The 11,933-nt window shown below is 59.0% G+C and carries 13 protein-coding genes; all 13 read right to left on the reverse strand.

The window, feature by feature from the left end:
• Nucleotides 1-957, reverse strand: coding sequence for a glycosyltransferase family 2 protein (locus ARADN35_RS0112420; protein WP_244265897.1), 957 nt, complete (start codon nt 955-957; stop codon nt 1-3).
• A 182-nt stretch (nt 958-1,139) separates the two neighbouring features.
• A complete protein-coding gene (locus ARADN35_RS26285) occupies nt 1,140-2,042 on the reverse strand; it encodes a peptidylprolyl isomerase (protein ID WP_050812503.1) in 903 nt (300 codons plus the stop codon).
• 30 nt (nt 2,043-2,072) lie between these two features.
• Nucleotides 2,073-3,179 (reverse strand): FG-GAP repeat domain-containing protein, encoded by a 1,107-nt coding sequence (locus ARADN35_RS27935; protein ID WP_139019194.1) that lies wholly within the window; start codon nt 3,177-3,179, stop codon nt 2,073-2,075.
• A gap of 126 nt (nt 3,180-3,305) precedes the next feature.
• Nucleotides 3,306-4,262, reverse strand: a complete 957-nt coding sequence (locus ARADN35_RS0112435) for a hypothetical protein (protein ID WP_010462571.1) — start codon at nt 4,260-4,262, stop codon at nt 3,306-3,308.
• Nucleotides 4,263-4,434: 172 nt separating this feature from the next.
• Nucleotides 4,435-4,887: a hypothetical protein gene (locus ARADN35_RS0112440; protein WP_010462573.1), complete on the reverse strand. Its 453-nt coding sequence runs from the start codon at nt 4,885-4,887 to the stop codon at nt 4,435-4,437.
• A gap of 74 nt (nt 4,888-4,961) precedes the next feature.
• Entirely contained in the window at nt 4,962-7,343 is a 2,382-nt protein-coding gene (gspD, locus tag ARADN35_RS0112445; RefSeq protein ID WP_010462575.1) for a type II secretion system secretin GspD, read from the reverse strand.
• A 36-nt stretch (nt 7,344-7,379) separates the two neighbouring features.
• Entirely contained in the window at nt 7,380-7,883 is a 504-nt protein-coding gene (locus ARADN35_RS28380; RefSeq protein ID WP_181147537.1) for a hypothetical protein, read from the reverse strand.
• Nucleotides 7,880-8,434 (reverse strand): GspMb/PilO family protein, encoded by a 555-nt coding sequence (locus ARADN35_RS0112455; protein ID WP_010462579.1) that lies wholly within the window; start codon nt 8,432-8,434, stop codon nt 7,880-7,882. Before ARADN35_RS0112455 ends, ARADN35_RS28380 begins: the two co-directional genes overlap by 4 nt.
• Nucleotides 8,431-9,264, reverse strand: coding sequence for a PilN domain-containing protein (locus ARADN35_RS0112460; protein WP_244265898.1), 834 nt, complete (start codon nt 9,262-9,264; stop codon nt 8,431-8,433). The genes ARADN35_RS0112455 and ARADN35_RS0112460 overlap by 4 nt, the downstream gene beginning before the upstream one ends.
• 164 nt (nt 9,265-9,428) lie before the next feature.
• Nucleotides 9,429-10,346 (reverse strand): type II secretion system minor pseudopilin, encoded by a 918-nt coding sequence (locus tag ARADN35_RS0112465; RefSeq protein WP_010462584.1) that lies wholly within the window; start codon nt 10,344-10,346, stop codon nt 9,429-9,431.
• The gene (locus ARADN35_RS0112470) at nt 10,343-10,954 is read right to left on the reverse strand and encodes a prepilin-type N-terminal cleavage/methylation domain-containing protein (RefSeq protein ID WP_010462586.1); all 612 of its coding nucleotides are present in this window, start codon (nt 10,952-10,954) and stop codon (nt 10,343-10,345) included. Before ARADN35_RS0112470 ends, ARADN35_RS0112465 begins: the two co-directional genes overlap by 4 nt.
• Nucleotides 10,951-11,343: a type IV pilus modification PilV family protein gene (locus ARADN35_RS0112475; protein WP_029413981.1), complete on the reverse strand. Its 393-nt coding sequence runs from the start codon at nt 11,341-11,343 to the stop codon at nt 10,951-10,953. Before ARADN35_RS0112475 ends, ARADN35_RS0112470 begins: the two co-directional genes overlap by 4 nt.
• A gap of 56 nt (nt 11,344-11,399) precedes the next feature.
• Nucleotides 11,400-11,894, reverse strand: a complete 495-nt coding sequence (locus ARADN35_RS26290) for a pilus assembly FimT family protein (RefSeq protein ID WP_035197001.1) — start codon at nt 11,892-11,894, stop codon at nt 11,400-11,402.
• Nucleotides 11,895-11,933: the final 39 nt, after the last annotated feature.

Below are 11,933 nucleotides of genomic sequence, written 5' to 3' on the forward strand. Positions count from 1 at the left end.
TCACACGGCTCCTGCGCGCTGCAATTGCTCATCGCGCGACACAGAGCGCAATAGCCATGTGGGCAGACGGTCGTGCCGCGTACCCAGATATTGGCCTGCAACCCGGGCCATTTCAATAAAGCCCATGTAGACGGCATTCTTGAAGAGGCACCAGCCGTGCAAACCACCGTTGCGCAACCAGCCGAGGTCTCGCTTCGCCAAGTACATACCAGACCTCAAAGCCTGCAAGAGACTGTCTTGGATGCGGTAGCCAAAATAGAGATTAAACGAACGCGCTTCGTCGAAATTGCGCTGCAGCGTTTCCCAGACACCAAAATCATGTGAGTGATAGACCACCGCGTCTGGCACAAAGGCCTTCGCGTGCCCAGCCTCAATGGCGCGCAGCGCCCATGTCTGGTCCTCGGCAAACGCGACCTCGGGCAACGGCAGTTGCTCCCACACGGAGCGGCGGATACAGGAGTTGTTGCTGGAAAAAAAATGCAGCCACTGGCGATAGCCAGGGTCGTTGGCAAATCGGGTGCGGTCTTCGAGACGGACCACTGAAAGCTTGTCCCCGAAACCTGCAAAATGTTGGCTCAGTTCGCAATGGGTGACGTGCCGAGCCTGGGGATGCGCCCGATGAGGGCCAAAAGCCCCCGCCACACTTGGATCAATATCGCAGCCTTGCACCATGTTGGCAAGCCATTGCGGGCTGGCCGGCCGCGCGTCTTGCGTGATGAACACAAGAAACTGTCCCTTTGCCATGGAAGCCATCAAATTGCGGGTACGCCCATGGCCAAACTCTGAGGCTGGAATGCTTTCCACATGGATGCCACGCCCCCTGGCACATTCCACAGAGCCATCAGATGAACCGGAATCCACTACGATGACCTCAAACGGCCATGGTGTTTGCTGGGCCAGCACGGCATCCAGCACCTCGCCCAGCAAAGGCCCCCCATTTTTGACGGGGATCAACACAGAGGCGCGTATTTGAGTCATTGTCTAAGTGCTGCAAGGATCTTGGTCGGAATACGGCGCCATATGCCCCGCGCCCAACAGCGACTCAGATGGCAAGCCTAGCAATCCGCAAAGCCGTGCATTGTACCGTGCACCGTTTTGGAGACGGCAACCCCAGAGTGCCAGGGCATGCCAAGTGCAGATTATTTTGCTGCAGACTGTTTCGAGAACAACGCCCGTATCGCGCCGTTGTCCAGTTCCACGCCGTATCTCTTGAAAAGATCCTCCCGAATCTTTTTACCCGCCTCCTGGCGGCAGAAAGTGACTGCTCGGGCAGGCACCGACACCGCTACATCCCCCCAGGCCAATTGACGCCCTTCGCGCTTTTCATTGACCTTAAAGAGGTAGGCAAAGTCGCCTTCACGGATAGGCCCCACCATTTCCCCTTGACTGGTGGTCGCCAGCACGCGCAAGACGCTGGAATCCTCTTCAAAGAGAGTAACCCAGCCCAGATCACCCTGAGCATCTAGCTTGTACACGGATTCCGCATGCTTGGCCAAATCGTCAAACGATTTCGCACCAGAGGCCACCGCCTGGGCTTGCTTCATGAGCCAGGCAGCTGCTAGCTCACCTTCCAGTGTTTCGGTAGCAGGGAGAATCACGCGGCTCAACCTCGCCATGGGAGGCACCCTGAATGCCTGGGGATGGTCCTTGAAAAACTGACGGGAAGCCGCCTCGTCGGCTGGCGGTTTGCATTCTGGCGCCAGCTTGGTGTATATGGCCTGGGCATACACATCATCAAAGCGCTGTCCGTCCTTCCCCTCCTGGCGGGGCTCACCCATGCGCGCGCCCTCCAACGCCAGCACGCGGACCATGGCCATTTCGCGCAGCGTGGTTTGTACACCCCAGACATTGCGGCTAGAGGAACGCAGATCGACCCGACGATCCAGATACACCGAAAGATCGTCTTGCGTGATGGTTTCACCATTGGCGAATCGCACCAGGGTTTCGGTCGCCCCAGCTGCCGATGCAGCCGACAGCGCAACCGTCAGAACAACTGCAACAAGAGCGCGAGGCCAATTCAAATGAAGCGAAGAATGACTCATAGCTATATTTTTAAGAAACACATCTCACATTCAAAGACGCTCAGCAGCACGATCCCAAAGCGGGCCATAGATAACATCCACCATGGAATCCACTGAATTGAGCACCACCAGGTCACGCGCACCATCACCATCCAGATCGATCAACTGCAAACCAGTAGAGAATCCACTGGTCTTCAACCACCGTGTTTCAAGCACCTTGCCGTCGGCATCAAGACGCTGCAAATAAAGCTTTGCATCTTCACCCCAAACCACCAGATCATCGGACAACGGCGCCACCGCGACACTGCCGGTCAGAGGGGACTGGATCCATTGGAGTTCCCCGCTTTGCATATTGATGCGGGCGTTGCGCGAACCCGTCTCCAGCGATACGTAGAGCCAATGCCCAGAGGGTGAAGGCCGTGCCTGGCGCGCGACGCTTCCAAACGTCGCCAGAATCCGTGGCGGCGCCAGCAGATCCGCATCCGAAACAGCCACCACCTTACGGTCGTCAAGGCACGCCACAGCAAAGCCGCCCCCTTGAGTTCCGGGAATTTTGCTCACACGCACAGGGTGCCATGGTGCCTCACACCATCGAACCTTTTTCGACGTTGCTGCTTGGCGATTGTCCTCATGCCAATCGATCCACGCTACCTCTTTGCCACTGTACGGCGTCGCCAGAAATTTGTACCGCCCTTGTGAGGCACTGGCCACGATGACATCGCGTGGTGCAAAACCTACCTGTGCCTGATGTATACGCACCAGACGCTCCCCCTCTACACGAAAGATATCAAGACTGCCTGTGTTTTCCACTGCCGCAGCCACCAGAGTATCCGACAACCATATTGCAGCGTCAGGATGGTAGGCTACAGGCTGGCGATCAAGCAATCGCGAGGTTCTGCCATCAATTCGATGCAGAGCCACTTTGCCCTCTTCATGCTCAATGAGCACGAGGCGGCAGCCTTCTTTTGCAGCGCAGCGCGCCTCCCCTCCCCAAACCATGTGCGCTCCAATGGTGATACGGGCAGCCCCCTGGGCCATTGGCGCTGCAGCGGGCGCAACACCCTCCGCAACGGAAACTGGTTGCATCTGACAACCCGCCATCACGAGGACTACAGCCACACCCAACCAGCGAAAGCGAACAGGACGAGACAATTTCATGAAAACTCCACAAACAAAAAAAATGGCGCCTAATTGGCGCCATTTTTTAGCAACACCCACAAGTGGGTATTGCCAAGTTTTTTCTTTTTACATACAGCACCGAAGCACCGTATGCATCAAGAAAAATTAGTTGTGCGAACCGAGAACGGATTGCACAGCACCGAAAGCAGGTGCGCTGATCAGGCTGTAGGTGAACACGGAACCACCCAGGTTAAACAGTGCGCCAGGAGCTGCTGCTGCAGGCAGATCTGCAGGCAGAGCAGCCACGGGGCTCCATTCGATGAAACCATCGGTGAAGTTAGCAGGACGGCCAGGGATGGTTTCTGGGTTGAAGAACGACAGTTCGGCTTCAGCCAGAGCGAAGTTCACAGACTTACGGTTTTGTGCCGAGTCGTACATGTTGACCGTGTGGGTACCACGGTGATCACCCGTCGACCACACCACAATGCGGGTTTCCAGACCAGCATTCAGAGCAGCGTCAACAGCATAGCGCATGCTGAAAGCAGGAACAACCGAAGGACCAACTGGCACTGCACGAGCACCAGCAACAGACAGCAGATTCAGCGGGCCCAGGGTGGTCAGATCAGAACCCGAAGCGAACGTCAGCGTACCGTCGATCACTGGAACGAAAGCCACGTCTTGAGCGGTAGTGTTCACTTGGAAAGCGTTAGCGCCAATGCCGCCGGTGAAACCGCCAACAGGAACAACAGCATTACCCACAGCGCAAGCACCAGCAGCCGTGGTGGATGCAGTATTAGCACCCACTGCGAACACCAGGTAACCACGCGTACCAGCCAAGCCAGTACCGGATTGTTGCGACCAGATGAAGGGCTCGTAGTCCTTGTTGGTCAGGGGGAAGCAACCGTCGGTCACGTGGTTGGAGTTCGAATCAAAGAACGTCCAGAACACAGGCACAACGTTGCCGGTTTGGTTGATGATACCCACAGCAGTAGTATCGGTGTCACCGTTGTGGATCACATTAGGAACCACGAAACCATTGCTGAACGTACCCACGGTGTACGCCTGCGCCACACCAGCACTCAGCGCAGCGGCTGCAACGGCTGCCATTGCAAATTTTTTCATCTTCTCAGTCCTTAGATAATTGAAGGAAGCTTTCCCACCCTGTGCGGGATCTGCAACCCATCCGTACTCCGTTTGGGTTGATGCAATCTTATACTGATACCTTTGATTTTTTCAACCTATTTCCACGAGAAACCCACTGCATGCGCGTTTGTTGCACTCAAACAACGAAGTATCACTGAGCTGTTGGAAACATGACACTGCGGCGCTGCACATGGTGCCACACGCCATCAATGCGACGCCACTCATCTTCGGCGACCGCCTCCTGTTTTTTCACACGTAGCAATGGCAACGAGTAGCGCATCCACACATTCACCACTGCGCGATCGCCCTCAATGCTGCGCACTCCGCGAACCTCCACGCCGTCGAACGCAATGCCTCCACGCTTGAGATAGGCCTCTAGCGTGGCGTTCGGGTCTTTGGACAGTTCCTCATAAGCCCAGGCGCCTACACGGTCATTTTTCTGAATGAGCGCCCAATACGCTTTTGCGCGCGTTAGAAGTGCCGCCTGGTCATCCTCGGCCGACACCACTGCCCCCCCAGTGGCGGCGCAGCCCACCAGCACCGCTAGAACCACAGGCGCTGCCAGGGCCACGACGAGATGACGACGGGTAACAGGTTTTGTCATGTAAAGAATCTCCTGATTAACTATCTATATATGGGATGCGTGACGCTGGCTAGGGCCATAGCAGCCAGGCGCAGTCAGCGCGGGGGTTGCAAAGGGGTATCTGGCGGGCGGAAACTCATTGGTTGGGCCTGCAAGGATAAGGAACGCATACGTTCGCGCATCTCTGCACTGGCCGAACGCAATTGGTCATCGTCCTCCAGGGCGCGGGGCGTCATCAGCACCAGCAGCTCCGTGCGGTTACGCTGGTTTGACGTATTGGAGAACAGGGCTCCCAACAATGGGACGTCTGCAAGCCCCGGCAAACCGCTACGAGTGTTGCTGTCATTTTCACGGATCAACCCCCCGAGAACAATGGACTCGCCGGAACGCACTGCGACACGCGTTTGTATTTGCCGGGTCTGAAAGGACCGCTGTTTTGTCACATCGTCCTCCTCACCCACATCGGTGACTTGCTGCGAAATATCCATGGAAATCAATCCCCCCGCATTGACGGATGGCGTGACGGAGAGCAGCACCCCAGTGTCTTTGTATGTAATGGACTGAGTGATGAAATTACCGCCAGTAGCGGCCGCAGTTGAACTCAGAATGGGTTGTTGCTGTCCGACCTGAATGTTGGCAGTGTGGTTGTTCAGAACCAAGATCGACGGACTGGACAACAACCGCACTTGTGATTTGGTGGCAACGGCGTTCAGCGTGGCGCGAACCACATCCGCCTTGCTGATGGAGTACGAAAAACCAGGAACTTTAGGGCCTATACCGCTGGTGCCGAGGTCCAACAACGCCTCGCCTTGGCGGCCCCTGCTCAGACCGTTCTGCAGATACCATTCCACGCCGTATTCGAGGTTGCCCGTGAGGCTCACCTCCACAATGCTGGCCTCGATCAACACCTGCATTGGAGCCCTGTCCAATTCGCGCAGCGCCTGCTCGATGCGGCGGTATTCGGTGCGCGGCGCGCGAATCAGCAAGGCGTTGCGCTTCTCGTCTGCGACCACACGTACGTTGCCATCCAATTGACTCGTCGATGTGAGGGACGTGTTGTTGGAAGATGCCCTGTTTCCACCAGCCCCGAGTGCAGCGCCCATGGGACTGCCGCCCGTCCCAGCACTGCCGGTATTGCCATAGAGACTGCTGGAACTACCCGTATTGCCCGTACCCAAGCCGGAGCCCCCCATCCCAGCCCCCTGGGAGAACTGCGTGGGCGCCGACCCTGCTGCCACGCCTCCCGACTTGGCTTGCCCGGACTGGCCACCGAACAAACCATTGAGCATCTCCGCCAACTGCAAAGCTGAACCGTTTTGCACCGGATACACAAACAGGCTGGCTTCCAGAGTGTCGGTAGGGCGGTCCAGGCGGCGAATCCAGGTTTCCACCTGTGCCAACAGGTGGCTGCGCGGCGTGACCACGACCAGAGCATTCAGGCGTTCAACTGGAAAGACGCGAATCAAGCCACCCAGTGGGGTCGCCATCTGGGCGCCCGCACCGCTGGCATTGCCACCTGCGGCCGCGCCACCTGCGGCGTTGGGCGCGGCGCCCCCTGCAGGAGCGGCACTACCACCACCGTAGGGATCGGAGGATTTGTCGGAGCCTAGCATCGCCTGCAGGGCATCACGCACCACATTGACGTTGGCGTTTTCCAGTACGAACACCCCGAGCGACATGCCTGAGAGAAAGTCCACGTCGAACGCTTCTACCATTTCCAGCCAGCCACCCAACTGGGCCTTGCTGCCCTGCAGCACCAGCAAGTTGCGCATGGAGTCCACGTAGACGATGGCCTCACGCGGTGCGATGGGCGCCAGAATCTTGGCCATTTCGGCCGCTGCAATGTGGTTCAAGGGAACGATGACCGTTCCGGCACCCGAGAGGTCCTTGAATTTAGATGCCCCGACCACCGGACGCGCGCCCAGTGTGACAGTGCGTTTGGTCACGTGGTAGACCCCCGCGTTGTCGCGAACGATGGCAAGGTCGTGGGGCAACAGCACTGCATCCAACACATCCAGCACCTGATTGCGCGCCAGCGGTTGGCGCGTATGCAGGCTTACCACCGTGTCTCCGCCTGCATCGATGGTGTAGTTGAGTTTGAGCAGATCGCCCAGCAACGCCACCGCCAGGTTGCTGACAGAGACATTCTCGAAATTGAGAGCTACCTTGTCGCCCTTGGCAAGGACTGGATCAACCACAGGCGCCTTGTCGCGCTTGAAGAACTGGTCGTTGCCGGGATAAAGCTTCGTACTGGAAGATGCACTCTTTTGCGCCTGCTCCCCGGCCGATGATGCTGCCTGTACGGCGTTTGGCGCCACCGGCGTAGGCGCCACAGTAGCGGCAGCTTGCGATGGGCCCGAGGCCCCTGCAACCGTGACCTTGGACTCTGCCGCGCTGGACGCCGCAGGACCACCCTGCGTACTGGCACAGCCTGCCGCCAGCAACGCGAGCAAAAGTATGGAAGGCCGAATGTTCATAGAGATAGCTCCAATATTGGGGTATGCCACAGGGGCTTACTGATTTGTTGCAGGCCTGCGCAGGCGATCACCGATCGGCCCGGCCTTCACGGTCGCAGCACTTCCGGCTTCCAGTGGGCGATCCACGCGTTGGTCATCTGCAGACACAAAGAATGCCTTGCGGCCATCAAAGGATTCAACTCGCCAGGGTTTGGTTTCCCCGGTGATCTTGAGGGTGCTGCCATCTGGGCGCTGCAAGATGGCGACCCGGTCGCCGCCAGACTCCAGCACGGCGGTGAGGCGTGACTGCATCAACTCTGTGACCAGACTGCTCTTTTTCACATCCACCGCCACCGGACGCCGAGACATCCACAACAAAGGCTGCTCGACAGCCTGCTTCGCACGGACCTTTATCGCTTGCGGCATAGGCTCGACCTTCGGCAGATCAGGCCTACGTGCCGGTGGAGGGACCCAGCGTTCTTTTTCGGCATGCCACCAGTAGACGCTCGCAGCCAAAGCTACGGCACCCAAAACGGGGCCAAGGTACCAAGGTTTGATCATGGCTTGGCCTTCTCTGGCGCCAAGGGGGCTTCGAGTTGCAAAGACAGGCGTGCATTTTGCGGCCCAGCGCCGGTACTGGCCCCCTCACGCGTGATGTTGGCAGTGCGCACCCAGAAAGGAGGGCGGTGCGTCTGGAGATTTTCCATGAAACTCACCAGCTTGATCCATTCGCCGCTGACGGTCGCAGTAAGTCGTATGCGCGCCAGCTTGCCATCCACCCCAGGCTCCAGCGCAACCTGGGATGAAACCAGCGTGCTGCCAGAAGCCATGATCATTTGGCGAAGCTTTTGCTGGATATCGTTTTGCGAAGTTTCACCCGCAGGGTGCAACAAGGGCGCCACAGTGCTGCTCGCAGAACCAAGCAGCGTTTCGATTTCGGAACCGGCATTCACAACCCCTTCGAGACGTTCGCTGCGAGGCTCCAACTGCTGCAAGGCGTTGTCGTAACGGACCCAGAGGGTTCTATAGACCAATGCGGCGCAAGCCAACGCACCAACAAACAGCAGCAGCAGAAAAACTACCGAACGGCGACGCCACACATTCATTTTCATGGCTTTGCTCCCTCACCTCGCCAGCGCATCTCAAAGGTAAAGCGCTCCTTGTTCAGGGTGCCGTCGCGCACGTTGGCCCCCGTAGCACGCACATCGACCAAACCAGACTGGCGCCCCAGGTGCCCAATGAGTTCCGTGGCGTTCGCCGTCAAACCCGTAATCTTGATCTCGCTGCCATTGACTTCAATGCGGTCCAGCCACGTGTCGGCAGGAATGGCTACCGACAGCGCGTCAATGACACTGGCGAGAGGTAGATCCGTACTAATGTTCTTGCGAAGTTCGTCCGCCAGTTCAGCCTGGCGACGCAACTCATCCATCTTCTGGCGCAAAGGCGCCGCCTTGGGCTCCAGCATGCTGACATGCTCAACGGCACGCACCACCGCCTGGCGCTTCAAGACCAGTGGCATGAGCGCGGGCAGCGACAGCACTGCGAGCAATACCAGCAGCAATATGCCCCCCCCCCAATCCATCCAACGCTGGTGGCGGTCCTGCTTGCGCCATGCAGCGCTGCGGACCGGGAGGGCTCGCCCCTGGCGCATCAGATAGACAGGCGCATTCTCTGCAAAACCGTGGTTCGCCATTTGTTGGGTCAAGGTGGTGCGCCGGCACATACCCCACTCCACCACCCATCCACCTTGGGCTTGGGGCTCGGCCCGCCAGGCAGCCACAATCTGCTCCGGAGGCATCGGAGAAACCCGCCAAAGGGCTTCTTCAACCCCCCCCGCCAAAGAGCGCCTCGGCATGTTCGGCAACTGCACCGTGCCCCACAGGCAATCCGACTCCGGCACCAGCAAGCTGGAAGCCTTTCGGTTGTTGGATCGCTTGCGCACGTGTGTTGCTGTGACAGTCCACCTCCCACCATCGGACGCCATCGCCGCACTCGCAACCGCGGGCCAGGCGCGATGCTCCATGAGGACGCGTTTGAGATCGCCGAAACCCCAGGCCATTCGGTCCAGCGCTGTTTGCGCACGAAGAGATAGCTGCCCCCAACCTGTCATGGCTTGAATTCCTGTTCCAGCTTGTTTAAGCGGCGTGTTGGCTCCAACGAGAGCGTTGTCCAGGGGGTCAATCCGCCAGGGCGCTCGCTGAGATCGACCCATGCTTCACGCTGCCACCAGCGATCGCCTTCGGCTCGCACCAACGCCTTGAGGCGCACCGTTAGCCCCCCCCCCGCCCGGGCAGGCGCGAAGAAATCTGCGGCGGCTCCGGTCAAGAGCACGCCAGCCCGCGTTTCCGGTGGGGAGTTGTGAATGCGCGCCCCTAAACCTGGCTGTCCCGTCAGGACATCGATCAGGGCAGGGGGGGCTGAATCGATTTCGATGCGTTGCTGCCCGTTGATACCCAAGTGGGGCGCGATTATCTCATAGAGCTCAGACGTCATTCCCAGAACCGACCTCAGCTCGGAAAGATCGTCCAGGGCTCCGTTTCGGGGCATGGAGGGCCAGCCAGCCGCGCGGTACTGAGCAGACTCAGCCCCACCCACGCCGCCTGGCGTATCGTCAGGGTCGAGAAAGTCCCGCACACGTGACGTCAGAATGGCTGCCTCCCCCGACGAAAGACGCCCGGCTCTCTGAAACAACGCCTGCATCAAGGCTTCGCTGGCGACATTGACATCCACCAGCCCTCCAGATGGCGTGATCTCCACCCAGATGTCATTCGACCCCATGGGTAAGCGCTGAATACGGTACCAGCTGTCTGCTGTCTTCTCGACCATCATTCGCTGCGCTGTTAGCTGGATGGCCGCATCCAGCACGGACTCTACGCGCAAACGCTCCAGATCCAGGGCCGCGCGCTGCGTCTGCTGGCGAACCCCACGCGCGCTCGCCATCACCACCAATGACAGGGATGCCACCAACCACAGCACAAGAATCAGCGCAGCGCCCCGGCTGCCCCGTGCCCACCTGACCATCATCTTGCCCTCACCAGAGGGAACACCAGTGAAGGCCAATCGCCCCGCGCATCGGCAATTTCAACCCGAATCCGGGCTGGGTAATAAGCTTTGGCGGAGTCCCATTGCTGAGTCCACTGGCCCGTTTGACCGTCTTGGTAATGCCATTGAAGGGTCCGCACGTCTGTCAAAAGCGTCTCGCGCAAGGCCCGACTCCAATCTAGCGCCATCAGCGCGCCGTCATAAGGAACGGCCTCTACCGACAGATCGACTCGCCCATCCCCATGGCGCAGGGGGGTCGTACGGAATACATAGAGCCCCCCCGCATCCCCACGCTCCGGCAAAGGCGCCACCCAGATCGCACCTGCCGCATTGCCGCTGAAAAAATTCACAAAGATATTTTCGTCGCGCCGGCTCAACAAGCGGAGGGTATCGAACTTGCGACCGAGCCACTGACTGACCACCAGCATGCGTTCAGAGCGCTCAATGACACGTTGGTTGCGCTCTTGAGAACGCCCGATCACCCCCACGCCCGCGAACATCAATGCAACCACGGCAGACGTGACGGCCAATGCAATCAGCAACTCCAACAAGGTAAAACCCCGGGAGGATTTTCGAAAGCCGTGGATCATGGTGCAGACCTGTAGGGCTTCCACGTGGTCCACGTGACCGCTGTCACTCCGTCTTTGCTGACCTCCACGGTGACCCTCGCGGCACGCAAAGGCGCCCCCTGCGCCGGACGGCCACTCTCTTCCATCAGCGGAACCTGTTCAGGCGTCACCTGAATGCGCCAATGCCAAACGCCCGACTGACCGGAGTCCTGCCGCATCAAATCTTCGGCAAAGGTTCCAGCGGCCAACGCCGACCGGGCCACCAGGGATGCCTCCACGCGAGCCTCTACGTCCACCACATTCTTGGAGCCTTGCCCCACGCTTCGATAAAGGCTTGCCAGCGCGATGGAAGCGATTGCCATGGCCACCAGGGCCTCCAACAAACTAAAACCCCACTGCTTCCGAGGCACTCGCCTGAATGATGGGAGAGGCAGATCAAACAGAGGCGTCAAACGGCACGTCACGGTCATGACTGGGGCACGGCCATGCCTTGCTCCACGGTTCCAAGCAGCCAGTTCACACGAAAGGTGACACCCTGCCCACCTCGCAGCACTGCAAGCCGCCCACCGCGAGCTCCACCGTCAGAATTGAACACAAAAATTGGCTCTCCGGCTGCCACCGCGCCCTTGCCAGACCGAGGGTTGCGCTCGATGGCCTCCCACTGGACCACCAGTGATTCCGGCACCCCCAGAGACTCCCGACCATCCACCACCAACTTGCGAATTTCTGGCTGGTAGGTCACGGTCACCGACCGCCCCTCCTGGACGCTGAGTGCGCGCGCCTTGTTGAGCTGGCTGGACACATCCCGTACCGTCTGGTTGTAGCGCGACCGCTCCATGAATGCCTGTCCTCCAGCTCCCACCACCGAAACGGTAATAGCAGCCAGCACCAGTACAACCAGCAGCTCCAGCAGGGTGAAACCACGGGAGCGGAAGGCTAGCGCCGACGAACGGCGTCTCATGCGAGGCAAGTTACTGGACAGCACTGCAAGGTGACAAAC

Source organism: Acidovorax radicis N35 (assembly GCF_000204195.1).
Taxonomy (GTDB): Bacteria; Pseudomonadota; Gammaproteobacteria; order Burkholderiales; family Burkholderiaceae_C; genus Acidovorax; species Acidovorax radicis.